Genomic DNA, 25,909 nt, shown 5'->3' on the forward strand with positions numbered 1-25,909 from the left:
GGATACGGTTTCAATTACTGTTGAAGTTCAAGCTGTGTCATGCAGATTAGTTTTTATTTTGTGCGGACAGCTCTTCCCTGCCGGTATTATGCTGTTAGGGGCTGAAAAAAATTTTTTCAAATAATGCAATCAAACACTGATGACATTCGTTTTATAGGTGAAAGCTTTCATTACTGCTCGCGGGGAGGTGAAGATATGACGATGTGCATTGAAGAAGTGGTTGATAATTATGCCGACCACATCTACCGTGCGGCTTATGCGTATCTCGGTGATACGCATGAGGCTGAGGACGTAGTCAGCGATGTGCTGATGAAGTATTTTTCGGTTTGCGAGGAACTTGATATCGATACAGCTGAACATCTTAAAGCCTGGCTTCTGCGCACTGCTATCAACCGATGCAAGGACATACGGAAGGCTTTCAGGTGGAAGCGAACTTCCGCTCTTGAAGATGTACATAAAACCGAATTCGGGTGGACTGAAGCCGAGCTTGATGTTAAACGGGCGGTGAATAAGCTTCCCGAAAAATACAGAGCCATCGTTTATCTTTACTATTATGAGGAGTACAAAACAGAGGAGATAGCGCGGATACTGAGTCTGCCGAAAGGGACTGTGGTCTCGAGGCTGAAAAGGGCGCGTGACAGACTCAGGGACGTGCTTTCGGACTACAGAGAGGAGTGAGCAATTTGAGCGCAATTAAAAATATGTACGGCAAGACAAAGCTTTCCGAAGATAAAAAAGCCGAGCTTAAAGCTGCGCTCGGTGAGCGCTTTCCTCGGTATGCGGACAGCATGGAAGATAAAACGGAGGTCATTGGTATGAATGATAATAAAGTATACGAAAACGGCGGTCGAATAATGGTTCGCAGCAAGTGGAGAACAGGTGCGGTCATCGCTGCGGCAGCTGTTGTGGCTGTTATGGGCGGAATGAAGCTGGCAAGAGATCAGTATATCGAAAGGTCGCATATGACTCCTGCAAGTCATGAAGAGGATAATTCTACAACAGACAGTGAAGATTCGGTAAAAGAATACTCCCAAAAAGAAGGATACATCGCCGATGTCGATAAGTCCACACTATCAGCTACAAAAACAATATACAATTCAGCTTGCGAAGCTTTAGCTGATATTAAAGCTTTAGACTATGAGCTTGTTCTCGGCGAGGAGAAGATGATAACCTCTGAAATGGTAAAACAGTCACAAGAGAGTGAGATAACACACGAGGACGGAAAATGCTCTGTTTTGGAATTTGCAGCTACAATCAGCAAGTATTCAGAAGGCTGTGATCTGGACATTTCACAGTATGATTATGCTGTGGACTTCATGTTTGATGAGAACGGCAAGAAAGTCGTACAGATAAACTATGTGTATATCTACCTGGATGCTGAACATAAAACATTTTACTCCTATCCGCCATACGGCTCACAAGGTGGTATCATTGAAAACGGCATAGCAAAACAATTCAAATATGACAGTTCATGTGCAAAGAAGCTTTATGAAGAAGCAGAAGAAGCTATAAAATACTACAATGAAAACGGAGAAAGATTTGCGATAGACAGTTTAAACATGACTGCCGTTGAACATGAGTACCTTTATATGACGGATGATCATGTGAGAGAGGATATTGAAGAAAACGATAAAATGAGATTCGCTCAGGCTCTTATGAACGAGGGCAGCATGACTATGCAGCTGCGCAAGGACAGCAACAATTTTGTTATTAAATTCACACATGACAGCAAAGGTAATGTAAACGGTGTGGAGAAGGTTTATGTTCAGGTGTTCAAAGATGAAGCAGATGAAAATGGTGAACATAAAAACGAACGCTTTGTTTACCCAGATGAGAACAAAATGAATGAAATGACCGTGACCATTCCCGATGTTGCAGGCAAAGATCCTGACGAAGCTTCAGAAGAACTGGTTTCGCTTGGACTTCACACAGAATTGTACGAGATGTTCTCAGATACCGTTCCCAAGGGTACTGTTATATCTACCGAACCCGCAGCAGGAGCAGACAGCGAATTCGGACGTTATGTTACTATAAATATCAGCCAAGGACCGCTAGGACAAAAGATTATCTTTCCCGATGTCAGGGGCAAAAACGTAAATGAAGCTGTATCAGAACTCGAATCTTTGGGATTTAGCACAACTATAGAATCAATAAACTCCGGAATATATCCCAAGGGAACTGTAGCAGACACCGACCCTGAAGGTGAAGACGAATCCGAATGCGCATACGAGCGCGGAAAGAATGTGACGCTGTATGTCAGCACCGGAAAGTTCGTAGTACCAAAGGAAGAAACAGAGGGCGAAAAATCTGTAAACGTTCAGTAACAGAGAGTGGGGAGCTGTGAAGCATATTGCAGCCCCCACTTTTACTATTAAAAAACTCATTTCACCTGTGAACCCCATTTTAAAAAATTAACATTATACCACTTGCAAACAGGCAGGCTATGTGATATAATTAAAATATATTTTTTCAGGAAAGAGGTTTGCGCTATGACCAATGAATATGTTCTCATACTTGACTTCGGCGGACAGTACAATCAGCTCATCGCAAGACGTGTGCGTGAATGTAACGTTTACTGCGAGGTCAAGCCGTACAACAAGATAGGCATAGATGAAATAAAAAAGCTCTCGCCGAAGGGCATTATCTTCACCGGCGGTCCTCAGAGCGTTTACGGTGAAGATGCACCAAGCGTTCCCAAGGAGATTTTTGAACTTGGTATCCCCGTGCTGGGCATATGCTACGGTTCACAGCTGATGGCTCATGTTCTGGGCGGCAAGGTCGAGACCTGCAAGGTATCGGAATACGGTAAGACAGAGACTTTCTATGACAAGAAATGTGCTCTTTTTGCTGATGCTGAGATACCCGAAAGTGCAATAAGCTGGATGAGCCATACCGACTTCATATCCGCAGTACCCGAGGGATTCAAGGTAGCGGCGCACACTTCAAACTGCCCTTGTGCTGCTATGTTCAACGAGGAGAAGAAGCTGTATGCGGTACAGTTCCACCCCGAGGTAAACCACACACAGTTCGGCGTTAAAATGCTGGACAGCTTCCTTAAAGATGTATGCTGCTGCACAGGCGACTGGACTATGGAGAACTACGCTGAAAAGTCCATAAAGGAAATTCGCGAGAAAGTCGGCAGCGGCAAGGTACTGCTGGCACTTTCGGGCGGTGTTGACAGCTCTGTTCTGGCTGCACTGCTTTCAAAGGCTATCGGCAGACAGCTCACCTGCATATTCGTCGATCACGGTTTCATGAGAAAGAACGAGGGCGACGAAGTTGAGGCTGCTTTCAAGGACTGGGACATCAATTTTGTCCGCGTAAATGCTAAAGAGCAGTTCATGGGCAAGCTGAGAGGCGTTTCAGACCCCGAGACAAAGCGCAAGACCATCGGTGAGGAATTCATCAGAGTATTTGAGGCAGAAGCCAAGAAGATAGGTCATGTTGATTTTCTGGCACAGGGCACCATCTATCCCGATGTTATCGAGAGCGGTGCGGGTGATGCAGCTGTGATCAAGAGCCACCACAATGTTGGCGGTCTTCCCGATCACGTTGATTTCAAGGAGATCATCGAACCCCTGAGAATGCTTTTCAAGGACGAGACAAGAAAGCTCGGTCAGGAACTGGGTCTCAGCGAGACACTGGTTTGGAGACAGCCTTTCCCCGGTCCCGGACTTGCTATAAGAATAATCGGCGAGATAACCGATGACAAGCTGGAGATACTTCAGGACGCTGACTGGATATTCCGTGAGGAGATCGCAAAGGCAGGTCTTGACAGGAGCATAAACCAGTATTTTGCGGTTCTGACCAACAACCGTTCTGTTGGTGTTATGGGCGATTTCCGCACATACGATTATACGCTGGCACTGAGAGCTGTTGAAACTACCGATTTCATGACAGCCGAGTTCAGCCGTATCCCCTACGAGGTACTTGAGGCTGCTTCGAGAAGAATAGTTAACGAGGTAAAGAACATCAACCGCGTTTGCTATGATATCACTACAAAGCCGCCCGCTACTATTGAGTGGGAATAATTATCGGCTACGGTAATAAATTTCTGTTTTAAAAGATAAGAGCTATCTGATTCAGTTGTGAATCGGATAGCTCTTTTAATTATATCAATAACTATGTTATCTTCTCCAACGGTATCTACTCCAAATCCCAGATGCTGTCGGAGTGTATGGTTATCAGTTCCGTTCAATATTATAGCGCAAGCGCCCTGTCTAATAAAAGACAGGGCGCTTTGTTATATGTCAGTCTGCAATTTTTCACGAAATACTTTATGCAGACTTATGTTTCGAAGAACAGTTAAACGTTGATGTCGCCCTCGAATACGGTAACAGCTTCGCCTGTCATGAATACAGTTTCGTCTGTGTAGCGTATCTTCAGGTTGCCGCCGCGAAGCATTACTGTAACTTCCTCGTTCTTAGGACAATAGCCGTTCAGCACAGCTGCTACCACAGCTGCGCAGGCACCTGTACCGCAGGCAAATGTTTCGCCTGAACCTCTCTCCCAGACACGCATCTTCAAAGTGTGAGCGTCTATCACCTTGATAAACTCGGTGTTAACTCTCTCAGGGAAGATAGCGTCATGCTCGAACTGAGGACCAACTTTCTCGATATCCATATCGTCGATATTGTTCATGAATACGATGCAGTGAGGATTGCCCATGGATACGCAGGTGATGTTCTGCTTCTCGCCCGCGATCTCAACTTCTCTGTTTACTACCATGCCGTTTTCGTCCGCAGGCAGAGTGCAGGGAATCTTTACCGGGTCGAGGATAGCTGCGCCCATATCAACAGTAGCACCATTTACCTCTCCGTAATGTCTGCTGAGCTTCACCTTTATGATGCCCGACAGAGTTTCAATGGTCATCAGATCGCGGTCAACAAGACCGTTATCACGCATGAACTTAGCCACGCATCTGATGCCGTTGCCGCACATCTTGCCCTCTGAACCGTCAAGGTTGAACATTCTCATACGACCGTCAGCCACCTTTGAGCGGCATACCAGTATTACGCCGTCACCGCCGATACCGAAATGTCTGTCAGAAAGATTCAGCGCAAAGCCCTCGGGGTTATCTATCATGCGGTCGAAGCAGTTGAAGTAAACGTAGTCGTTGCCGCAGCCATGCATCTTGGTGAAGTGCAGAGTGGTCTTTTCACGGCGCATATTGTTTATATCAACTATCTCGGTGTTGCTCTCGTTGTACTTGCTCCTGATGGAGGAAGCGATAGCGTTTGCAGTATCTATGGAAGTCAGGCAGGGGATATTCCACTCAACTGTCTTTCTTCTGATCTTAACGGAATCACGTGAGGGGATACGACCCTTGGAAGATGTGGAGATAACATAATTTACCTTGCCGCTCTCGATGAGGGTGAGGGTGTTCTCGTCGCTCTCGTGTATCTTGTTTACGGGGATAGCATCTATGCCGTGTTCTTTCAATACCTTTGCAGTACCCTTTGTAGCGTAGATAGTGAAGCCAAGGTCAGCGAACATCTTAGCTGTCTGGGGTATCTCCTTTTTATCGGAATCACGGACAGTGATGAATACGCCGCCCTTCTGCTCAAGCTTGTAGCCCGCTGCAGTCAGACCCTTGTACAGAGATTCTTCCAGTGAGCTGGAAACTGCCAGAACTTCACCTGTTGACTTCATCTCAGGTCCAAGGTGGTTATCAACACCGATAAGCTTTTCAAAGCTGAATACAGGTACCTTGACAGCCACATAAGGCGAATTGGGGTGCAGACCAACGCCATAGCCCATATCTCTGAGCTTTTCACCCAGCATAGCCTTTGTAGCAAGGTCTACCATAGGCACGCCTGTTACCTTGGATATATAGGGGATAGTTCTTGAAGAACGTGGGTTAACTTCTATTACATAAAGTTCATCATCATAGATCAGGTACTGGATATTTACAAGACCCTTTGTTTTCAGGGAGAGAGCCAGTCTCTTGGAGCAGTCAACTACCTTGTCGATCAGTCTGTCGGATACGTTCCAAGCGGGGTAAACAGCTATGGAATCACCTGAGTGGATACCTGTTCTCTCGATATGCTCCATGATACCGGGGATAAGTATTTCCTCGCCGTCGCAGATAGCATCTATCTCAAGCTCGATACCCATGAGGTACTTATCGATAAGCACAGGGTTCTCGATACCCTGATCAAGTATGATAGCCATATACTCCTTGATATCAGCCTCGTTGAACGCGATTATCATGTTCTGTCCGCCAAGCACGTAGGAAGGACGCATCAGTACAGGATAACCTATCTTGTCAGCAACTTCCAGTGCCTCGTCACAGGTCATAACGGTAAAGCCCTCAGGACGCTTGATGTGCAGATCTTCGAGAAGTTCGTCGAAACGCTCTCTGTCCTCGGCGGCATCGATGGAATCAGGGGGTGTACCCAGTATCTTAACACCGTTCTCGTTCAGGTGCTTTGTAAGCTTGATAGCGGTCTGTCCTCCGAAAGCTACAACTACTCCCACAGGCTTTTCAACGCGGATAATGTTCATAACATCCTCGTTGGTGAGAGGCTCAAAGTACAGTCTGTCAGCTGTATCGAAGTCGGTGGAAACTGTCTCGGGGTTGTTGTTTACGATAACTACATCATAGCCATGCTCTTTCAGCGCCCATACGCAGTGTACGGAAGCATAGTCGAACTCGATGCCCTGACCGATACGGATAGGACCCGAACCGAAAACTATTACGGTATCCTTCTTCTGCTTCTGCTCAGCGATGAACTCAGCAGCTTCGTCCTCGTCATCGTAGGTTGAGTAGAAGTAAGGTGTATTAGCAGCAAACTCAGCAGCGCAGGTATCAACCATCTTGAATACTGCGTGAGCAGGCTCTTTGACCTTTTCACCCGAGATACGCTCTATGACCTTATCGGGATAGCCCATCTTCTTGGCTTCAAGGTAGGTCTCCTTGGAAATGTTGCCCTTAGCCAGTTCCTTTTCCATATCTATCAGCTTGCAGAGCTTGTTGAGGAACCACTCATCTATCATAGTGATGGAGTGTATCTCATCAACACTCACGCCGCGGCGGAGTGCTTCGTATACAACGAACATTCTCTCGTCGCTGGGTTCATGCAGCTTTGATCTAATCTCATCATCGGAAAATTCAAGCATCTTGGGCGAGATAAGGCAGTCATGACCTATCTCGGCACCACGTACAGCCTTCATTATAGCCTGCTCGAATGTTGTTCCGATAGCCATAACTTCGCCTGTAGCCTTCATCTGGGTGCCCAGCTCACGCTTAGCATAAACGAACTTATCGAAAGGCCACTTGGGCAGCTTAACTACAACGTAGTCCAGCGCAGGCTCGAAGCAAGCATAGGTCTTGCCTGTTACGGCATTCTTTATCTCGTCGAGAGTGTAGCCTATTGCTATCTGTGCAGCAACCTTTGCTATGGGGTAGCCCGTAGCCTTGGAAGCCAGTGCGGAAGAACGGGAAACTCTGGGGTTAACTTCTATTACAGCATACTCGAAAGTCTCGGGGTTCAGTGCGAACTGACAGTTACAGCCGCCCTCTACTTTCAGTGTGTCGATTATTTTCAGCGCAGCTGAACGCAGCATCTGATATTCCTTATCGGCAAGGGTAACAGCAGGTGCGATAACTATGGAGTCACCTGTATGTACGCCAACAGGGTCGAAGTTCTCCATGGAACATACAGTTATAACGTTGCCCTTGGAGTCTCTCATTACCTCGAACTCGATCTCTTTCCAGCCTGCGATGCACTTCTCTACCAGTACCTGAGTGATAGGCGAGAGGTACAGACCGTTTCTGGTTATCTCGATGAGTTCTTCTTCATTATTAACGATACCGCCGCCTGTACCGCCCAGTGTGAATGCGGGTCTGATGATAAGCGGGAAGCCGATGCCGGGCTCTTTCGAGAAAGCAACAGCATCTTCAACGGTATTTACTACCTTGGAGGGTATGCAGGGCTGACCGATGGATTCCATGGTATCCTTGAACAGCTGTCTGTCCTCGGCTTTGTCGATGGTCTCGGGGTTAGCGCCAAGCAGCTTAACATTATACTTATCGAGGAAACCTTCCTTAGCCAGCTGCATCGAAAGGGTCAGACCTGTCTGTCCGCCCAGTGTGGAAAGCAGGCTGTCAGGGCGCTCCTTGATTATAACTCTCTTGACTGTTTCAAGTGTCAGGGGCTCGATATATATCTTATCCGCCATAGCGTTGTCGGTCATTATAGTTGCGGGGTTTGAGTTTATCAGTATTACCTCAAGACCCTGCTGCTTCAGCGCACGGCAAGCCTGTGTGCCAGCATAGTCGAATTCGGCTGCCTGACCTATAACGATAGGGCCGGAGCCTATGACCAGAACACGACGTATCTCTTTATTCAAAGGCATTTTTATCTATCCTTTCTGTCAGACATTTTCAGATTCGGGAGAATTTTTGTACTCGTCTATCAACTCGCAGAAGCGGTCGAAGAGGAAGCCCGTATCAAGAGGACCTCCGCAAGCCTCGGGGTGGAACTGCACCGAGAAAGCGGGTTCGCTGGTATAGCGCACGCCCTCGCAGGTGTTGTCGTTGGCATTTACGAAGCTCTCCTCAGCACCCGCAGGCAGAGTATCACTGATAACTGCATAGCCATGGTTCTGGGAGGTTATATAAACTCTGCCCGTTGCGGTCTCCTTACAAGGCTGGTTAGCACCTCTGTGACCGTATTTCAGCTTTTCGGTCTTCGCACCGTGTGCAAGCGCCAGCAGCTGGTGACCAAGGCAGATACCGAAGGTCGGTATTTTAAGTGCACTTATCTTTTTCAGTTCTTCGATTATCTCAACGTTCTCAGCAGGATCTCCTGGGCCGTTAGACAGCATTATACCGTCGGGAGCAAGTTCCTTTATCCTGTCTATCTTGGTGTATGCGGGAACTACCGTTACCTCGCATCCTCTGTTGACAAGACATCTACCGATGTTAGCCTTTGCACCGAAATCGTACAGAACAACGCGGCGCTTAGCTTCACCCTCGGGAGAGAAAGTCTCTTCCTTATCGCAGGTTGTGTTCTTTACAGCCTCTACTATTTTATAGTTCTTTACTTCCTCGGGTACAGTACCGTCGGTGGAAGTAACTATCTTACCGTTCATTACGCCGTGCTCTCTGACTATCCTTGTCAGACGTCTGGTATCTATACCGTACATACCGACAATGCCGTTATTGCGCAAAAAAATGTCAAGATCACCCTCGCATCTGAAATTGCTGGGCTCTTGACACCATTGTCTTACAATATATGCTTTTACATGGGGACGGCTGCTTTCAAAATCCTGGGGGATAACTCCGTAATTGCCGATCAGCGGGAATGTCTGAACAACGATCTGTCCATAATAGCTGGGATCGGTAAGGGTCTCAAGATAGCCTGTCATAGCGGTAGTGAATACTATCTCACCAACAGCTTCGCCGACAGCGCCAAAGCTTTTGCCCTCAAAAACTGTGCCGTTTTCAAGAATTAGATATGCCTTCTGCACTTTAAATCCTCCTTTAAACATTCTTCAAGCTATTATATCATATCCCGACTTATTTGTAAAGGGCATTTAATACAAAATTCAGATATTATGATCTGCCATTCATACCTCATTTTGCTGTGTTGGTAATAAACAGTGTGGCGTGAAATAAAGATTTTTCAATCATGCTTCATTCAGCGCAGCATTTACAGGAATTACCGATATATTCCAGCTCTTTGGCATATCCATCCGCCGTTAATATTATTTACAAATTATTAATAGCATATTAATCCGAAATATGATATAATTGTTTGGAAAATGAGGTGTTACAACAATATGGAAAAAAAGAAAACAAACAAACATCTTAATTCATTCCAGATAATCATATTTGGTTTTCTCGGAATGATAATACTCGGCGCACTGCTGCTGATGCTGCCTATATCTTCGCAGAGCAGGGCTGTTACGCCATTCTCGGACTGCCTTTTCACTGCGGTATCTGCCACCTGCGTTACAGGTCTGGTGGTAAGGGATACGGCTACTTACTGGTCGCTGTTCGGCAAGGCGATAATACTGCTGCTTATACAGATAGGCGGCATGGGCGTTGTCACAATGGGTGTGACCATCATGCGGCTTTCGGGTAAAAAGATTGGTCTTGCACAGCGAAGCACCATGCAGGATTCCATATCCGCGCCACAGGTAGGCGGCATAGTCAAGCTTACAGGATTTATACTTAAAACTTCTTTGATGATAGAGCTTATCGGTGCGATACTGCTCTTACCCGTATTCATAAAGGATTTCGGAGTTGCTAAGGGCATCGGTTACTCGGTATGGCATTCGATTTCGGCATTCTGCAACGCGGGATTTGACCTTATGGGTGTACGCGAGCCATTCTCGTCACTTTGTTCCTATCATGACAATATCTATTTAAATATAGTAATAATGCTGCTGATAATCGTGGGCGGCATCGGCTTTCTGGTATGGAACGATGTCAAGACCCACAAGCACCATCTCCAAAAATACAGCCTTCAGAGCAAGGTGGTTCTTATAACTTCCCTGCTGCTGACATTCATACCTGCGGTTTTCTTTTACTTCTGCGAATACAGCAAGCTGCCTATGGGCGACAGGATAATAAGCTCGCTGTTCCAGTCGGTAACAACAAGAACCGCGGGATTCAACACTCAGGATCTTGCCGCTATGGAAGGCTCAGGCACACTGGTTATGATAATGCTGATGCTGGTGGGCGGTTCACCCGGATCCACTGCGGGCGGTATGAAGACTGCTACTCTCGCTGTGCTGTTCTTCTCGGCGATAACCGTATTCAGCCGCAGAAACGATGTTCAGTGCTTCAAGCGCAGACTTCCCGAGGAAGCTGTACGAAATGCGGCAGCTATACTGTTCACTTATCTCACACTGTTCATAACAACAGGCATAGTCATCAGCCGTATAGAAGATCTGCCCATACTTACCTGCCTGTTTGAAACGGGTTCGGCAGTCGGAACTGTTGGTCTTACCCTTGGTATAACCAGCATACTTTCACTGGCTTCAAGGATACTGCTGATGATACTGATGTTCTTCGGAAGAGTAGGACCACTTACACTTATATACGCAGCACTTCCTTCAACCGAAAATGTAAAGAGCAAACTGCCAATGGAAAGGATATCCGTAGGCTGACCGAAAGGAGAATAAAGATATGACAAGTGCATTGATAATAGGTGTGGGCGAATTCGGTGCCCATATCGCCCAGAGAATGAGCGAACTCAACTGCGAAGTAATGGCAGTTGATTCCAACGAAGACCGCATAAACGAGATACTGCCCTACGTTACCAGCGCAAGGATAGGCAACTGCACGGATGCTGAGTTCCTGCGTTCGCTGGGTGTAGGCAATTATGATATCTGTATAGTCGCTGTGGGCGGACTTTTCCAGGTATCGCTGGAAACTACCTGCACACTGAAAGAGCTTGGAGCAAAGTTCGTTCTTGCAAGGGCTACAAATGATGTTCAGATGAAGTTCCTGAGAATGGTGGGCGCTGACGAAGTAGCTTACCCCGAAAAGCAGACTGCTATCAGATTGGCTACAAAATACGCTTCCGAGACCATACTTGACTTTATCCAGCTGGACAACAACTACTCGATATACGAGCTGAAGATACCCAAGGACTGGTACGGCAGGACCCTTGCACAGGTTGATATCAGAAAGAAATACAATATCAATATAGTAACTTTCAAACGCGGGAACTCTGTTTTCCTGCCGTCACCTGATTCGCCGATGCTGGAAGGCGATGTGGCTTTCGTTATCGGCGAGGTCAAGGACATCAACAAGTGCTTCAGGATATAAACATCTGTAATTTCACATAATAAAACTTTGATATGAAAATACTGACCCGCTCCTGTCAGCTGACAAGGGCGGGTCAAACGATAGATAATAAGAAAACGGAGGATATAAAATGGCAATATCTGAAAAACTGCTGAAAAAATACGCACAGCTGATAGTCCTGACAGGAGCGAACGTTCAGCGCGGGCAGATAGTTCAGCTGACGGCAGCTGTTGAACAGCACGAATTTGCAGCGCTGGTTATGGAAGAATGCTACAAAGCAGGTGCTAAGAGAGTCAATATGAACTGGTCAAGCGATATGCAGAACAGGCTCGACCTGCTGTATGCCGAGGAAGACACCCTTGCAAAAGTCCTGCCTTGGGAAGAAGCAAAAATGAAGCAGATGGTGGACGATCTGCCCTGCAGGATATTCATAGTATCCGATGACCCGGACGCACTGAACGGCATCGACCCTAAGAAGATATCAGCGGTGATGCAGAGCAGACAGGCTGTTTTCAAGCCCTACCGCAATGCCATCGAGGGCAAGCACCAGTGGGTGATAGCGGCTCACCCCTCGGAAAAGTGGGCTAAGAAGTGTTTCCCCGATGCAGAGGACGCTGTTGACAAGCTGTGGGAAGCTATACTGAAGACCGCCCGCGTCAGCGAGGATAACGACCCTGTTGCCGACTGGAAAGCTCACATGGATACCATCGTTAATAAAGCGACATGGCTGAATGAGCAGGGATTTTCATCCCTTGAATACAAGAGCTCCAACGGCACGGATTTCAGGGTCAGCCTGATAGAGGGTGCTAAGTGGGAGGGTGCAAAAGACCTCAATCCCCTTAACGGCGCTGAGTATATCCCCAATATACCCACCGAGGAGATATTCACCTCTCCCTATGCCGGAAAATGTGAGGGCACCCTTGTGGCAGTGAAGCCCCTTTCGTGGAACAGCCAGCTTATCGAGGATTTCTCCATAACTTTCAAGGACGGCAAGGCTGTATCATGCAAGGCAGGCAAAGGTCAGGAGCTTCTGGAGCAGATGATAAAGATGGACGACTGCGCTTGTATGCTGGGCGAAGTCGCACTTGTACCCAAGGAGAGCCCTGTTAATCAGTGCGGTTTCCTGTTCTACGAAACACTCTTCGATGAGAATGCCTGCTGTCACTGTGCCCTTGGCATGGGCTTCAAGGAAGTTCTCCCCGATGGTGCTGACCTCACAGTAGAGCAAGCTAAGGAGCGCGGCATCAACGATTCCATCATCCATGTTGATTTCATGATAGGTGCTGACGACCTCTCGATAGACGGCATAAGACCCGACGGTACAAGAGAAGCGATCTTCCGCAACGGTACATGGGCATGAACGAGGATATTTTCAGCACAGCCGACAGCCGAAGCCAGTGGGCTGACTGCCGCGATGAACTAAGGCGGGCATTGGAATCCTTAGGCTACCCCAACGAGTTTGCGGATACCATAGCAAAGTACATAGGCAGTCCCAAGGGTATACAGCGCATGGCGTGGTACGTGAATTACGTCCGCCCTGAAAAGACCGAGCTGATAGTCGATGAGATGCTGGCGATAAAAAGCGAGATAGACACCTGGCGCGAACGCAAGGAAAGTCAGGAGGCAAACGCAGCCTATACACAGCTGCTGAACTGCGGACTGGATACCAACGAAGAAGAATAAATAATGCCCCCGAGAGATTTAAAAACTCGGGGGCATTTTGTTGCGTTCTGACGATTATTTTATTACCTGTCCCTTACGATATCTTCCGAAAAGTATACCGTCATCAACGTATTTATCTGCCTGAGATACCCACATAGGAAATTTTCCTGTGGCAACAGCGGTCTGACCGTTCAGCATACCCGTATGGAATGAGATATGACGGAACTGCCTGAGCACAAGCTCCAGCCTTGTATGATCGCAGTTTTCGGGACATTCATACAGCATTTCATCTGTAAGAGAATCAAGATATGCATATGTTTTCTGTTCAACACTATCGAGATATTCAAGAAGCTGTTCATCTGTCAAAACCACAGATGCAGGCTTATCAGGGTTATCCAGACCATCCTCGTGGAAAGAGGGCTCATCATATACGCATGGATTTACAAACCACTTATCAGCAGAATGCAGTGCATGATATGCCCATCTCCAGCAAGGCGCACCACAGCACAGAGCATCTCTGTCGTATGTCTGTATAGATGTCCTGATGTTCAGGAAGTTTGGCTTTACCATATCTTTGATTACCATGCATAGTTCATTCATAGTAGGTTTCTCCTTTTAATCCAGCCAGACACAATCAACGATATCGGAATCGACTTTAAGAAATTTTTCGTCTGCAAAAACAGCCGCCCAGCCGTGATCTTCATCCCAGGGACAATTTAGAACCATTATGACACATACCGGGACATTCTGCGACACATAAGGGGGATCACCCTCTTTTCTGTCGGGATTGCTTGCATAAATAGCATCTTCCAGAGCATATATCTCAACATCTGTTCCTATGTAATTAACAAGATCGGCGGGAGAACCGAATTCAGGCCAATATTCCTTACATTCTTCCTCGTCATCAGGACCCCACTGCATATACATATTATCATAGTAAAAACGGATGAATGCTTCAAGCATCTCTTTTTCAAGTTCGGGTGTCCATTTCTCTATCAGTCTTTTGCAGTAAAGGTTATTCTTCTCCTCATCATCGATGTCATGAACTATCTCGAATCTCTCAGGATCAAGCAGCAGATTGTTTTGCATATCAGTTTCCTCCTTTATATAAATGCCTAATTGCATTTCAGATACCATAAGATTTGTCAACCATTATGACAACACTCTCAAAATGAGCGTCATTATAATGTTGTGTCTATTTTTAAATTTCGATATATTTTAGAAATAATTATAGCACAGCCTTGCTGAACTGTCAACCAAAATGTTTTTTACATCGAAAATCGTTTTATCACAGCGATTTTCAGTTACTTTACGACGATTGCCATCACAGAAAAGTCAATGATATTTCCATATATTTACATAGTGTATGTGTATATAACAAAAATTTTCTGTTACAAGAGAGTTATATTTAGCATTGTTAATTATTGACAAAGTCAATGGTTCGGTGTATAATTAACCTCGTAAAAGCAAAAGCGAATAAAATTCTACTGTCGGGAGGAACAACATGGAGAAGAGATACGAACTTACCGCCGCGCAGAAAATGCACTACAGGTGGATAAAGGAATACGGCACACAGCAGGTGTCGGGACTTAGCATAGTTGCAGCTTTCGGGGCTGAACTGGATATCGGACTGCTGAAAAAATGTATCGAACTTGAAAAGCAGAGATACTCGTGCCTGAGACTGCGTTTCACAAAGCCTGATGAACACGGAGATGTTCAGCAGTACATAGCCGACTATCAGCCCGAGGAAATCAGAGAATTCGACCTGAGGGACATGACACTGCCCGAAGCTGACGATATCATGCAGAATTGGGCTTATGATACCTTTGACGGCGACGACATACCCATGTGCGAATTCCGCATAGTAAAGCTCCCCGAGGGTTACACAGGGTTCTTCGTGCATATGGATCACAGGCTGAATGATTCGGTTGGTGTGGCTGTCATGGCTACGGATATCATGAACCTTTACAAACATTTCAAATTCGGCGATGAAGAGCCTGCTCCTCTGGCGGATTTTGAAAAGGTTCTCGTAAGCGACCTTGAAAAGGCGGCGAATGAAAAGCGTCACGCAAAGGCAAAGCGTTTCTGGGACGAGGAGCTCGATACTCTGGGTGAGCCCCTTTATTCGGATATTCAGGGAACTTCCGTACTGGAAGAAGCCCGCAGGAAACACAACGACCCGAATCTCCGTGCCGCGGATATCGAGAGAAAAAAGCTTTTCGTAGCGGTAAAGGATTATCAGCTTGAAGTTGACAGTATGCAGAGGGCGATAAATTTCTGTCTGCACAATCAGATATCCCCCACCAACCTGATACTGCTGGTTATACGCACCTATCTTTCAAAGGTGAACGGCGGTCAGGAGGATATCACGGTGGAGAATTTCATATCAAGGCGCTCCACCCATGATGAGCTGACCTCGGGCGGAAGCAGAACACTGTGTTTCCCTTGCCGAACAGTAATTTCGGGCGATACCACTTTCATCGATGCCGCCAGAAAGATACAGAACCATCAGAACCGCATATATATGTTCAGCGGATACGACCCAGAGTTTATCCGCGATGAGATGAAGAAGCGCTACAACACCCCCGATGATACCACATATGTCAGCGTGTATCTCACCTATCAGCCGCCCATGACTTCTCAGGATCTTGACCCCAATGCACAGAAGCTTCCTCTTTATGTAAAGTGGTTCGCAAACGGTGCGGCAACTAAGAAGATGTACCTGACTGTATCTCATCTGCCTGACAGAAAGCTGAATTTCTCCTACCACTATCAGACAGCACACCTGACCGAAAAGGATGCAGAGCTGATGTACTATTACATGATGCGCATACTTTTCAGGGGCATCGAAGACCCGGGCAGGACTATTTCAGAGATAATCGACATGGTTTAAAAAACAAAAGAAAGTTTATATATAATGGGGATATCCCCCGAAAGGAGTTTATTATGGAACAGAAATTCAAAGAGATCGCTTCACGCTACTGCAAGGGCGACGTTGGCGAGATAACACCTGAAATGGCTATACGCGAAGACCTGGGGCTCAGCTCCCTTGACCTTATGACATTCCTCGGCGACTTGGAAGACGAGTTCGATATAGAATTCGACTTCGGTGCTGACGAACAGAAGCTGGGCAATATACGCACTGTAGGTGATGCTATCGGCCTGCTGAACGAGTATGTAGGCTGATTCGGGGTGATAGCATGAAAAAGACCATTCACACCCTATGGAACAGAAGTGCAAAAGACTATGCCGACCTCCCTGCTGTACGCTGGCTGGTGAAAAAGGATATAAAGGAGATAAGCTACAAACAGGCTGATGAAGTCATCAGCGGGCTGAAAAAGGGCGCTTATGCACTGGGATTTGAGCACAGACATATCGCACTGGTAGGAACTAATTCGGCAGAATGGATAGAAGCATATATGTCTGTGGTGACAAGTACCAATACCGCTGTTCCCCTTGATTCGGCACTGCCTGCCCATGACCTCATCGAACTTATCGACCGTTCGGATTCCGCAGGCGTTTTCCTTGACCCTAAGTTCGCTTCCCTTGCGACCGAGATAAAGGACAAATGTAAAAAGGTCAAAAAGATATGGATGCTATCTGATGAAGCCATTGAAGGCACAGACTCCTTCAAAGACCTGATAGCCGCAGGCAGGGGTGCTGACGAACCCTCTGCCCCCGATGAAGACGATATCTCCATGATAGTTTACACCTCGGGCACAACAGGCAAAAGCAAAGGTGTTATGCTCACCCAGAGCAATCTTTACACAAATATCGAAGCCATACTTTACGATATGGACCCGGGGCTCATCTTCCTGAGCGTACTGCCCGTGCATCACTGTTTCTGCCTTGTTATGGACTGGCTCAACGGTTTCTGGATGGGTGCTGTGCTTTGCATAAATGATTCGCTGATGCACATGGTAAGGAATATGACTATATTCAATCCCGATGTCATGCTGATGGTTCCGCTGATGGTGGAGACCATCTACAAGCGTCTGAGGACTCTTGACCCATCTATCCCGCACGAGGTGGTATCAGAGAAAGTCTTCGGCAAAAACCTGAAATACATTTTCACAGGCGGCGCACATCTTGAACCCTACTACATAGAAGAATTTAACAAGTACGGAATCGATGTTTATGAGGGCTACGGAATGTCGGAGTGTTCCCCTGTTATAAGCTCCAACAAGATAGGCGACAGCAAGCCGGGTTCAATCGGAAGACCTCTGCCCAATGTTGAGATAAAATTCGTAGACGGCGAGATACTTGTACGCAGTACCAGCGTGATGAAAGGCTACTACAAAATGGAGAAAGAGACGGAAGAGACACTCAAAGACGGCTGGCTCCACACGGGTGACAAGGGCTATATCGATGAGGACGGCTTCCTGTTCATAAACGGCAGGGTGAAGAATCTTATCATACTCTCAAACGGCGAGAACATCTCCCCCGAGGAAATAGAGAACCGTCTTGCGCTGAATGATCTCATCGGCGAGATTGTAGTTACAGGCGAAGACAATCTGCTGACTGCAAGGATATTCCCCGACCCGGATATGACTGGAGGTATGAGCGATGAAGAAATCAGGAATGCGCTTCAGAAGATACTGAACGATTACAACAAACAGCAGCCAACCTACAAACAGCTTTCAAAGCTTGTTGTAAGGAAGTACCCCTTCCTGAAAAACACCACCAGAAAAATAATCCGTGCGGAAGTTTACAGAGATGAGCAGGGCGCATGAACAGTCTTATAAATATAATCGAAACTACCTACACCCATATCTCGGGCACTGACGGACTTCCCTTGCGAGTGCTGAGGATAGAGCCCACCGACCCGAAAAGCATAAAAGGCATCGTGCAGATGGTACACGGCAAAAACGAGCACAAGGGTCGGTATGCACCATTTATGAGGTATCTTGCATCAAACGGATACCTGACCATTGCCAACGACCACCGCGGTCACGGCGAAAGCGTACATCATCCACAGGATAGGGGCTATCTCTACGAGGGCGGGTATCAGGCGCTTATCGAGGATGTTCACGAGATAACGCTGGAAGTCAAGCGCTATGCCGAGGAAGTATGCGGTCGAAAAGACCTGCCGATCACTCTGCTGGGACACAGCATGGGGTCACTGGCGGCAAGGTGCTATATCAGGAAGTACGATGCTGATATCGACAAGCTCTGCCTTATCGGTTCGCCGTCGAAGTCCCGCAAGATACGTCAGGGACTGATGCTGCTGAGGTCACTTGAACAACTGGAGGGCAAAAAGGCACGTTCAAAGCTTGCCGATCTTCTCATAATCGGCGTGAACTACGAATTCAAGTTCCGCAAAGAGGGCTTGAAAAACGCCTGGACGAACACAGAAAGGGACGCAGTCATCGAGCACAACAATGACCCGCTTTGCAGGTTCAGGTTCACCCTAAGCGGTTACGAAGAGATGCTGAAAATGTCAATGCTGACTTATTCGGGCGGATATACCCCGCAGAATCCCCATATGCCAATAAGGTTCTTCTCGGGCGCGAATGACCCATGTGCTATCTCAAAAAAGCGATTCATCGGTGCGCTTCACCTGCTGAAAAAGATAGGCTACACCAATGTACGCGGAAAACTGTACAACGGTATGCGCCATGATATCCTGCATGAAAAGGAAAAGCATAAGGTATACTGCGATATTCTGAGGATGATCGAGGAATGAGTAAACCCGCGCAGGGACTTTACATTTGCGTTTTTTTGTGTTATAATTTTAGTAAATAATTGGAAATATTATTCTGCTTTTTCCAATTTTATATGGGAGGTAATAATGCAAACAAACCAAAAGTACAAGATCATTGATCGTGATATGATCAAATTTATAGCCATAATACCTATGGCTATCGGACATTTTGTAGATTTCTACTGCGGTGCTTCGGCAAGTTTAAAGAACTCGTTGATACTGTTTCTGCTGGCACAAGCTTCACTGATAGCCTCGCCGATATTTTTCTATTTCATTGCCGAAGGATTCAGGCATACTCATTCAGTGAAGAAATACGCAGCCCGGTTGTTTATATTCGCAGTAATCACCCAGATTCCATACTGCATGATGTGCAACGGAACGCTGGTTATATCAGGTATGTATACGTACCTGAATGTATTCTTCACATTGTTTCTCGGATTGATCTCGCTGGCAGTATGCGAAAGCAATTTGAATCAGTTGGCAAAGATCGCGCTTGTTGTGATTCTGGATACTGTAACTTATCTACTGCAGATACAATGGCTCATTTTCGGCATCCCGATCATACTGATACTGTATTATTTCAAGGACAGACCAACACTGCGCTTTTCACTTTTCGCTCTCTGCTGTATCGGAAGCCTGTTAATTACAACACTGCCTGCCGCATCGCTTTATTACTCAAAAGGTCTGACAAAGTATTTTAATTTATGCATTGTGGGTTCGGTGATCGATCTCTGTTTCCTGATAGCGGGTTATTTTATTGTTACTTTGTTCTACAATGGCGAAAAGGGGAAAAATCCTGCTTTTACAAAATGGTTTTTCTACATTTTCTATCCCGCGCATCTTTTTTTGATATACATAGCAAAAACAGTGGCAGGAAAATACTGATCGGACACATCATGATATTTCTATATAGTACAAATAAAAGGACAGCACATATATGCGATGCTGATATAGAAGTTTTTCGCCATAGTATTTCTGATGCAAGGTCAGAAGTACTATGGAGTTTCTGTTGACATGGCAGTAATACTGTGTTATAATGAATGCGAATACAAATCGGATCTGCATCGAGAGGAGCTATAAAAATGATATTATCCGATAAAACGATTATAAAAATGCTTGATGAAAACTCTTTGGTGATCAAACCGCTTATAAAAGAACAAATACAACCCGCAAGTGTTGATATACGGTTAGGCGATACATTCAGCGTTGTTGATGACACTCCTTCAGGAATAATAACCTTGGACAATAAGATAAGCTATAATACCATTAAAACCGATACTTACTTGATTTTACCCGGGCAATTCGTTTTGGCAACAACGATGGAGTATTTTGAACTGCCTGATAATCTAACGGCATTCGTTGAAGGCAGAAGTTCTCTTGGTCGAATGGGGTTGTTTATTCAGAATGCAGGGTGGGTCGATCCTGGCTTCAAAGGTGAGATAACATTAGAATTATATAATGCTAACAGATGTGCTATCGAGCTTAAGTGCGGACGTAGAGTAGGACAGTTAGTATTTGCAGAAATGGACGATCATGCACTAAATCCATACAATGGAAAGTATCAAGGACAAACAGGAGCAACAGGCTCAAAGGTCTTTATGGATTCAGATAAATTCTGATTTATCTGAGCAGGATAATTAATTCAATGCCCCGAAGCGATTTGAAACGCTTCGGGGCAAAACTTCTATATGGTTATCTGTCATAAAATGCTGTCCTTTTATTTATCACTTGTTACCTATATACGCGCCTATCGCTTTTGTAACGAAATCCGCTGTGCCGATGCCGCCTGCTTTGTCGATATTCTCCTTAAATTCACCGTTTGCAGAATACATCTGCCCCAGTGACATCAGCATTTCATCTGTACAGTTGTAGTAGTTTTCGGTGATATACTTTTGCAGCAGCCTCACCTGTTCAGCGGCTTCGGGAGCATCGGGTGAACCGTCTTTCAGCTTGCCGAAGTCTGCAAAAACAGCCATCAGCCCTGCGGCGATGTTGGTTTCGTCCTCTTTGGTACGCTTGGTGCTTTTCTTGGTATACTCTTGGTACTCTTTGGTATCGCCCCATTCTGCCTTTGCACGGCTGGTATACTCTTCTATTTTGCTTGTATCAAATGCGTTAAAATCCATAATATCTTCTCCTTTGTCTCTTATTTCACGAGCGAGCCCGATAATGGCTTCAAGCCGCTGTTTTTTCAGCGTAAGAAGTTCTATCTGCTGTGTGAGAGCCTTTTTTCTGTCAAAATCAGGGGCTTCAAGTACGGCTTTGATATCGCTTAGTGAGAATTCAAGTTCACGGAAAAGAAGTATCTGCTGCAAACGTTCCAGCGCTGTATCGTCATACAGCCTGTAACCCGCCTCCGTGCGCATCGCAGGCGTCAGCAGACCTATCTTGTCGTAGTATTGCAGGGTGCGTATACTCACCCCTGTCAGCTTGCTTACCTCGTTTACTGTTTTCATAAGCCTTACCTCCTCGTGTGATTACATTATATACTATTACGTAACGTCAGAGTCAACCCTGTTATATTCAATTTGTTTATATGTACAATCACATAGGCTATTCAGCGTGTTCAGATGTTGCATTTTTACAAACAGTAGTATAATCAATACAATATCCAGCAAATTGGAAAAAGGTGGTTGAACTATTTACAATATTATGCTATAATATGAAAAAACAAAAAAAGAGGAGGTTTATCATGAGCAATATCCTGTCACTTGCAAAAAGCTACGAAAGATATTTCAAGATAGGTGCGGCGGTCGCAAGCGGAAATATCCACAGCTACACAGAGGTCCTGCGTAAACACTTCAACAGCGTTACTCCCGAGAACGAGATGAAATACATCTCCACCGAGCCCGAGGAGGGCAGATTCACTTTCGGTGATGCGGATAAGATCTTCGATACCGCGAGAGCGCTGGGCATCAAGGTGCGCGCCCATGCCCCCGTATGGCATAATCAGACCGGGGACTGGATGTTCAAAGACGGCGAGAAGACCGCTTCCCCGGAGCTTATCTATCAGCGTATCGACGCACATTCAAAGGCACTGTGCGAACGCTACAACGCCGATGTCTACGCCTGGGACGTTGTAAATGAAGCCGTGACCGACGCTGTTCCCGATGGTGCTGTTGGCGATGCAGCCATCTACCGCGACAGCGATTATTTCAGGCTTTGCGGCGCCGATTTCATTGCTGCGGCTTTCCGTTCGATGGATAAGTATTCACCAAATGCACAGCTTTTCTACAACGACTACAACGAGTGCGATCCCGCAAAGCGCGGACGGATAGTCAGCCTGATAAAGCGCCTGAAAGAGCAGGGCTGCCGCGTGGACGGACTTGGTATGCAGCAGCATTATTTTGGCTCTCCCGATTATGACGAGCTGAAACGCTCTATAGAGATATACGCGGAACTGGGTCTGCGCCTGCATATCACCGAGCTTGATGTATCAATCATGGCTACCTTCGGGCATAACGTTTTCCCGCCCAGTGCAGAGGATATCGAAAGGCTGAAAGCTTCACGCCCCGAGGATATTGCAGCGATAGAGGATATCTATCTTAAACTTTTCGAGATATACCGCAGTTACAGCGATGTTATAGACTGTGTCACCACATGGGGCGTAGCCGATGACTACACATGGATGGACGGATTCGTTCCCCATGACAACGCACCTGCTGTAAAGCAGTATCCACTGCTTTTCGATGTAAAACACGCTCCGAAAGCTTGTGTGGCAAATCTGATAGCGGCAACTTAATGTGCGCGGAGAATGCCAAAGAGGCAAAGCGCGCGGTCAAGCCTCGCGCCAGCAGGGTCCTCGGCCGGACGGGCCAATTTCGCGGCTACAAATCTGCGCACCAATCAAACTATGCCGCGAATAGAGCTTTGGCTCAAGCCTTTCGCGAAAGGCTGAAGGGCAGAGCCCTTCGGTCAAGGCACAAAAGCGACGTGGCAAGAGTGCTGTAAATAGAAAAGCAAACTCCCGCCCCAATATGGCGCGGCAATATCAAAAAATCGAGCGTGAACAAATCTTGTGTTCACGCTCAAACTATCTGCGTAAAAATATTGCCGCGCCCGTCATCGGACAGCGAAGCCACAGCCGACGCAGTCGCTGTTATTTGACAGCTCGCCCCGAGGAACGAGGGGCGAAAACTCGCAAACTATCTGACACGACAAATATCCGACTATCCAAGCAAAGTCTGATTTCGACGGCGGAACGGATATCTTTTCTGGCAGATGTTTGTTTTTTAACAAAGTCAGACTGAAATATCTGTCAGCTTCCATGTTTCCGAATTAACCAAACATTAAAATTTCATTTCAAGCCTTGTGCATTTTTAACAAAAACATTATAATAACTTGTCAGATTTTCTTAAACTCTCTTGACAATTAATTCAACTTTATGTTATAATTAAACAAACATATTATCAGCAGAGCTTTACAGAAAGCAACCGCGGAAAGGAGGGCTTTATGGACTTTCAGATGATAGCTGACAGCTTTGCAGAACCTACCTGTATAATTTCAGTTGAAAAGGATAATGACGGCGGATATCGTCAGATACGTATTGTGGCAGGCAATAAACTGTACATAAATAAAATCGAAGACCCTATGAATCAGGGCGTCGGAAAAGAAATTACCGATGGCTCCGAGGTACCCGAATTTTTCCGTAAAAGCCGGACCTTTGTGCCGAATTCACCCTATGAAGACTATCTGCCGAAAGAGATGGGCTTTGAAGAAGTCTGTTTTCGTGCTGCCGTGCTGAAAGTTCCTGTGCATACCTACGTACATCTCAACGGTCTTAATATATGGTTCGATATCTATGCGATGCCGCTGAGTATCGAGGACGGAGATATATGCTACTGCACTTACAGTGTCATAGCTACTGCAAATTCAGACCTTATGGTAAGCTCGGCAAGCTCGGGAGTTTATGCCGAGAATGTTATAAAGACCTGCATAAAGCTCAACGGTTCAGATGATCTCAACGGAACGATGAACGATGTTATCAAGGATATACGCCTGCTTTGCAGGGCTGATGTCTGCACGATAGCACTCATCGACCCCGAAACCAAGGAAGCTTCGATACTTGCCACAAGTTTCGGCAAGGACTGCAAGGTCAAGCGTGTGACCCAGTTCAATGAATTCGGTGATATCGCCAAGACCTGGATAGATATGTTCGGCGAAAGCGACTTCATAGTCGCGAAAGATATTGATGATATGGAATATATCCGCCAAAGGAACGTCTTCTGGTACAACAACCTCATGGCGGCAGGTGTGGACAGCCTTGTCATGTTCCCGCTGAGGTATGACGGCGTGATACTGGGCTTTATGTGGGCGACTAATTTCGCGGTGGAAGATACTATCCGCATCAAGGAAACACTGGAACTTACTACATTTTTCATATCTTCAAAGCTTTCAAACTGCCGCATGATGGAACACCTTAAACAGATAAGCTACACCGACCAGCTCACAGGAATATTTAACAGGTTTGCCTGTACCGAGCTTATCGAAAGCCTTATCAAGCGAGGTGAAAAGTTCTGCATAGTTTCTATCGATATAAACAACTTCAAGAGCATAAACGACAGCCTTGGCTTTGACGCCGGCAACAGGGTACTGGCAAAAATAGCTTCCCGCTGGAAAAAGATAGCAGAAAATAATCTTACCGCTACACAAGATCATATCGCGCGTATGGGCGGTGACGAATTCCAGCTTGTGATACAGGGCTACGAAAATGACGCTGCTGTCATACCTACTATCAAGACCTACGAAAATGCCCTCGGCAATTCGCTGACCATAGACGGCTGTGACCTTTACATAAGCGCAAGCTTCGGTTACTGCCTGTATCCCGATGATGCAGTGACTAGCGACAGCCTGATATCTTCGGCAAACGCTTCGATGAACGAGATAAAGCGTCTGAAAAACAGTCAGCATATAATGCGTTTCTCTCCCGAGCTACTCAAAGAAGAACACACACTGGAGATAGAGCGCAAGCTGATATACGCCCTTGAAAACGACCTGCTGTATTTCAATTTACAGCCTCAGTTCGACCTAGACCACAAGCTTCGCGGCTTTGAAGCCCTGGCTCGTATGAAGGACAGCGACGGTGCAGTGGTATCTCCGGGGGAATTCATACCCGTGGCTGAAAAAATGGGGTTGATCGATAAGGTTGACGGCGCTGTGTTCAGGCGGTCTGCAATGTTCATCGGCGAAATTATACGCGAAACAGGTGCTGACATAATGCTCAGCGTGAACATCTCAGTACGTCATCTGATGAAGAACGATTTTCTTGATGAAGTCAAGGATATCCTGAGTTCCAGCGGCATACCCGCCGACCATCTGGAGATAGAGATTACCGAATCCATCATGATAGATTCAGCCGAAAAAGCCCAGCACTGCATAGAACAGCTTCACAAGATGGGCATACAGATAGCGATAGACGATTTCGGTACAGGATATTCTTCCCTCAGCTACCTGAATAATTTCCCTGCGAACATACTGAAAATCGACAAAAGCTTCATCGACAAGATGAACACCAGCGACCCTTCAAAACAGTACGTAGCGGCGATAATCTCCATCGGTCATATAATGGGCTTCGAGGTAGTATCTGAGGGAGTTGAAGAAAAAGAGCAGCTGGCGACCCTGAAACTCATAGGCTGTGATTACATACAGGGTTTCATCTGGGGCAGACCGCTGTCACCCGAGGACGCTGAAAAGCTTATCAGGGAGAGTATGGCGAAAAAATATCTTTCGAGCCAATAACAAAAATCGAGCGTATGCAAAAACAATGCATACGCTCA

General features: G+C 46.3%; 20 protein-coding genes. 15 read left to right on the top strand and 5 right to left on the bottom strand.

Annotation, left to right across the window (positions count from 1 at the left end; genetic code table 11):
• Nucleotides 1-195: 195 nt before the first annotated feature.
• The 3 genes from BMY75_RS10845 to guaA all read left to right on the top strand — a co-directional run bounded on the left by BMY75_RS10845 (nucleotide 196) and on the right by guaA (nucleotide 4,031).
• Entirely contained in the window at nucleotides 196-678 is a 483-nt protein-coding gene (locus tag BMY75_RS10845) for an RNA polymerase sigma factor (protein ID WP_074833729.1), read from the top strand.
• Between the two features lie 5 nt (nucleotides 679-683).
• Entirely contained in the window at nucleotides 684-2,324 is a 1,641-nt protein-coding gene (locus tag BMY75_RS10850; RefSeq protein ID WP_074833731.1) for a PASTA domain-containing protein, read from the top strand.
• Nucleotides 2,325-2,489: 165 nt separating this feature from the next.
• Entirely contained in the window at nucleotides 2,490-4,031 is a 1,542-nt protein-coding gene (guaA, locus tag BMY75_RS10855; protein WP_074833733.1) for a glutamine-hydrolyzing GMP synthase, read from the top strand.
• Between the two features lie 274 nt (nucleotides 4,032-4,305).
• Here guaA and carB read toward each other — a convergent pair whose 3' ends face one another.
• Together carB and BMY75_RS10865 are read right to left on the bottom strand one after the other, a co-directional pair.
• Nucleotides 4,306-8,361, bottom strand: a complete 4,056-nt coding sequence (gene carB, locus BMY75_RS10860; protein ID WP_074833736.1) for a carbamoyl-phosphate synthase large subunit — start codon at nucleotides 8,359-8,361, stop codon at nucleotides 4,306-4,308.
• Nucleotides 8,362-8,379: 18 nt separating this feature from the next.
• Nucleotides 8,380-9,498, bottom strand: a complete 1,119-nt coding sequence (locus tag BMY75_RS10865) for a carbamoyl phosphate synthase small subunit (protein ID WP_074833738.1) — start codon at nucleotides 9,496-9,498, stop codon at nucleotides 8,380-8,382.
• 273 nt (nucleotides 9,499-9,771) lie between these two features.
• Between BMY75_RS10865 and BMY75_RS10870 the strand changes: the two genes are divergently transcribed.
• The 4 genes from BMY75_RS10870 (at nucleotide 9,772) to BMY75_RS10885 (ending at nucleotide 13,450) form a co-directional block, all read left to right on the top strand.
• On the top strand, nucleotides 9,772-11,124 hold the full coding sequence (locus BMY75_RS10870; RefSeq protein ID WP_074833740.1) for a TrkH family potassium uptake protein: 1,353 nt from the start codon (nucleotides 9,772-9,774) through the stop codon (nucleotides 11,122-11,124).
• Between the two features lie 19 nt (nucleotides 11,125-11,143).
• Nucleotides 11,144-11,788, top strand: a complete 645-nt coding sequence (locus BMY75_RS10875) for a potassium channel family protein (RefSeq protein ID WP_074833743.1) — start codon at nucleotides 11,144-11,146, stop codon at nucleotides 11,786-11,788.
• Between the two features lie 109 nt (nucleotides 11,789-11,897).
• Complete coding sequence (locus tag BMY75_RS10880) at nucleotides 11,898-13,127, top strand: aminopeptidase (protein ID WP_074833745.1); 1,230 nt, start codon at nucleotides 11,898-11,900, stop codon at nucleotides 13,125-13,127.
• Nucleotides 13,124-13,450, top strand: a complete 327-nt coding sequence (locus BMY75_RS10885) for a hypothetical protein (RefSeq protein ID WP_074833854.1) — start codon at nucleotides 13,124-13,126, stop codon at nucleotides 13,448-13,450. Before BMY75_RS10880 ends, BMY75_RS10885 begins: the two co-directional genes overlap by 4 nt.
• Before the next feature lie 54 nt (nucleotides 13,451-13,504).
• On the opposite strand, the gene BMY75_RS10890 is transcribed toward BMY75_RS10885, so the two are convergent.
• Nucleotides 13,505-14,029, bottom strand: a complete 525-nt coding sequence (locus BMY75_RS10890) for a hypothetical protein (RefSeq protein ID WP_074833747.1) — start codon at nucleotides 14,027-14,029, stop codon at nucleotides 13,505-13,507.
• A gap of 15 nt (nucleotides 14,030-14,044) precedes the next feature.
• Complete coding sequence (locus BMY75_RS10895) at nucleotides 14,045-14,518, bottom strand: DUF6985 domain-containing protein (protein WP_074833749.1); 474 nt, start codon at nucleotides 14,516-14,518, stop codon at nucleotides 14,045-14,047.
• A 415-nt stretch (nucleotides 14,519-14,933) separates the two neighbouring features.
• Here BMY75_RS10895 and BMY75_RS10900 point away from each other — a divergent pair, with 415 nt between their 5' ends.
• The 6 genes from BMY75_RS10900 (at nucleotide 14,934) to dcd (ending at nucleotide 20,752) form a co-directional block, all read left to right on the top strand.
• Nucleotides 14,934-16,322, top strand: a complete 1,389-nt coding sequence (locus BMY75_RS10900; protein WP_074833752.1) for a condensation domain-containing protein — start codon at nucleotides 14,934-14,936, stop codon at nucleotides 16,320-16,322.
• 53 nt (nucleotides 16,323-16,375) lie between these two features.
• Nucleotides 16,376-16,615 carry an acyl carrier protein gene (locus tag BMY75_RS10905; RefSeq protein WP_074833754.1) on the top strand — a complete coding sequence of 80 codons (240 nt, stop codon included), beginning with the start codon at nucleotides 16,376-16,378 and terminating at the stop codon, nucleotides 16,613-16,615.
• A gap of 14 nt (nucleotides 16,616-16,629) precedes the next feature.
• Nucleotides 16,630-18,162: an AMP-binding protein gene (locus BMY75_RS10910; protein ID WP_074833755.1), complete on the top strand. Its 1,533-nt coding sequence runs from the start codon at nucleotides 16,630-16,632 to the stop codon at nucleotides 18,160-18,162.
• Entirely contained in the window at nucleotides 18,159-19,115 is a 957-nt protein-coding gene (locus BMY75_RS10915; RefSeq protein WP_074833759.1) for an alpha/beta fold hydrolase, read from the top strand. Before BMY75_RS10910 ends, BMY75_RS10915 begins: the two co-directional genes overlap by 4 nt.
• Nucleotides 19,116-19,220: 105 nt before the next feature.
• Nucleotides 19,221-20,018 carry a TraX family protein gene (locus BMY75_RS10920; RefSeq protein WP_074833763.1) on the top strand — a complete coding sequence of 266 codons (798 nt, stop codon included), beginning with the start codon at nucleotides 19,221-19,223 and terminating at the stop codon, nucleotides 20,016-20,018.
• A gap of 197 nt (nucleotides 20,019-20,215) precedes the next feature.
• Complete coding sequence (gene dcd / locus BMY75_RS10925) at nucleotides 20,216-20,752, top strand: dCTP deaminase (protein WP_074833766.1); 537 nt, start codon at nucleotides 20,216-20,218, stop codon at nucleotides 20,750-20,752.
• A gap of 105 nt (nucleotides 20,753-20,857) precedes the next feature.
• Here dcd and BMY75_RS10930 read toward each other — a convergent pair whose 3' ends face one another.
• Nucleotides 20,858-21,589, bottom strand: a complete 732-nt coding sequence (locus BMY75_RS10930) for a MerR family transcriptional regulator (protein WP_074833770.1) — start codon at nucleotides 21,587-21,589, stop codon at nucleotides 20,858-20,860.
• 236 nt (nucleotides 21,590-21,825) lie between these two features.
• Here BMY75_RS10930 and BMY75_RS10935 point away from each other — a divergent pair, with 236 nt between their 5' ends.
• Together BMY75_RS10935 and BMY75_RS10945 are read left to right on the top strand one after the other, a co-directional pair.
• Nucleotides 21,826-22,875 carry an endo-1,4-beta-xylanase gene (locus tag BMY75_RS10935; RefSeq protein ID WP_074833773.1) on the top strand — a complete coding sequence of 350 codons (1,050 nt, stop codon included), beginning with the start codon at nucleotides 21,826-21,828 and terminating at the stop codon, nucleotides 22,873-22,875.
• Nucleotides 22,876-23,585: 710 nt separating this feature from the next.
• Nucleotides 23,586-25,871, top strand: a complete 2,286-nt coding sequence (locus tag BMY75_RS10945) for a putative bifunctional diguanylate cyclase/phosphodiesterase (RefSeq protein ID WP_074833777.1) — start codon at nucleotides 23,586-23,588, stop codon at nucleotides 25,869-25,871.
• The last annotated feature ends 38 nt before the right edge of the window (nucleotides 25,872-25,909 follow it).

The sequence above is a fragment of the Hominimerdicola alba genome (genome assembly GCF_900109655.1).
In the GTDB taxonomy this organism is placed as follows: Bacteria; Bacillota; Clostridia; order Oscillospirales; family Ruminococcaceae; genus Hominimerdicola; species Hominimerdicola alba_B.

Bases quoted from the DNA above. Each gene is read 5' to 3' on its own strand.
- BMY75_RS10900 (WP_074833752.1), top strand. From the start codon at position 14,934: ATGGAGAAGAGATACGAACTTACCGCCGCGCAGAAAATGCACTACAGG.
- BMY75_RS10865 (WP_074833738.1), bottom strand. From the start codon at position 9,498: ATGTTTAAAGGAGGATTTAAAGTGCAGAAGGCATATCTAATTCTTGAA.
- BMY75_RS10845 (WP_074833729.1), top strand. From the start codon at position 196: ATGACGATGTGCATTGAAGAAGTGGTTGATAATTATGCCGACCACATC.
- BMY75_RS10885 (WP_074833854.1), top strand. From the start codon at position 13,124: ATGAACGAGGATATTTTCAGCACAGCCGACAGCCGAAGCCAGTGGGCT.
- BMY75_RS10930 (WP_074833770.1), bottom strand. From the start codon at position 21,589: ATGAAAACAGTAAACGAGGTAAGCAAGCTGACAGGGGTGAGTATACGC.
- dcd (WP_074833766.1), top strand. From the start codon at position 20,216: ATGATATTATCCGATAAAACGATTATAAAAATGCTTGATGAAAACTCT.
- carB (WP_074833736.1), bottom strand. From the start codon at position 8,361: ATGCCTTTGAATAAAGAGATACGTCGTGTTCTGGTCATAGGCTCCGGC.
- BMY75_RS10945 (WP_074833777.1), top strand. From the start codon at position 23,586: ATGGACTTTCAGATGATAGCTGACAGCTTTGCAGAACCTACCTGTATA.
- BMY75_RS10895 (WP_074833749.1), bottom strand. From the start codon at position 14,518: ATGCAAAACAATCTGCTGCTTGATCCTGAGAGATTCGAGATAGTTCAT.
- BMY75_RS10935 (WP_074833773.1), top strand. From the start codon at position 21,826: ATGAGCAATATCCTGTCACTTGCAAAAAGCTACGAAAGATATTTCAAG.
- BMY75_RS10910 (WP_074833755.1), top strand. From the start codon at position 16,630: ATGAAAAAGACCATTCACACCCTATGGAACAGAAGTGCAAAAGACTAT.
- BMY75_RS10915 (WP_074833759.1), top strand. From the start codon at position 18,159: ATGAACAGTCTTATAAATATAATCGAAACTACCTACACCCATATCTCG.
- BMY75_RS10920 (WP_074833763.1), top strand. From the start codon at position 19,221: ATGCAAACAAACCAAAAGTACAAGATCATTGATCGTGATATGATCAAA.
- BMY75_RS10880 (WP_074833745.1), top strand. From the start codon at position 11,898: ATGGCAATATCTGAAAAACTGCTGAAAAAATACGCACAGCTGATAGTC.
- BMY75_RS10870 (WP_074833740.1), top strand. From the start codon at position 9,772: ATGAGGTGTTACAACAATATGGAAAAAAAGAAAACAAACAAACATCTT.
- guaA (WP_074833733.1), top strand. From the start codon at position 2,490: ATGACCAATGAATATGTTCTCATACTTGACTTCGGCGGACAGTACAAT.
- BMY75_RS10890 (WP_074833747.1), bottom strand. From the start codon at position 14,029: ATGAATGAACTATGCATGGTAATCAAAGATATGGTAAAGCCAAACTTC.
- BMY75_RS10905 (WP_074833754.1), top strand. From the start codon at position 16,376: ATGGAACAGAAATTCAAAGAGATCGCTTCACGCTACTGCAAGGGCGAC.
- BMY75_RS10875 (WP_074833743.1), top strand. From the start codon at position 11,144: ATGACAAGTGCATTGATAATAGGTGTGGGCGAATTCGGTGCCCATATC.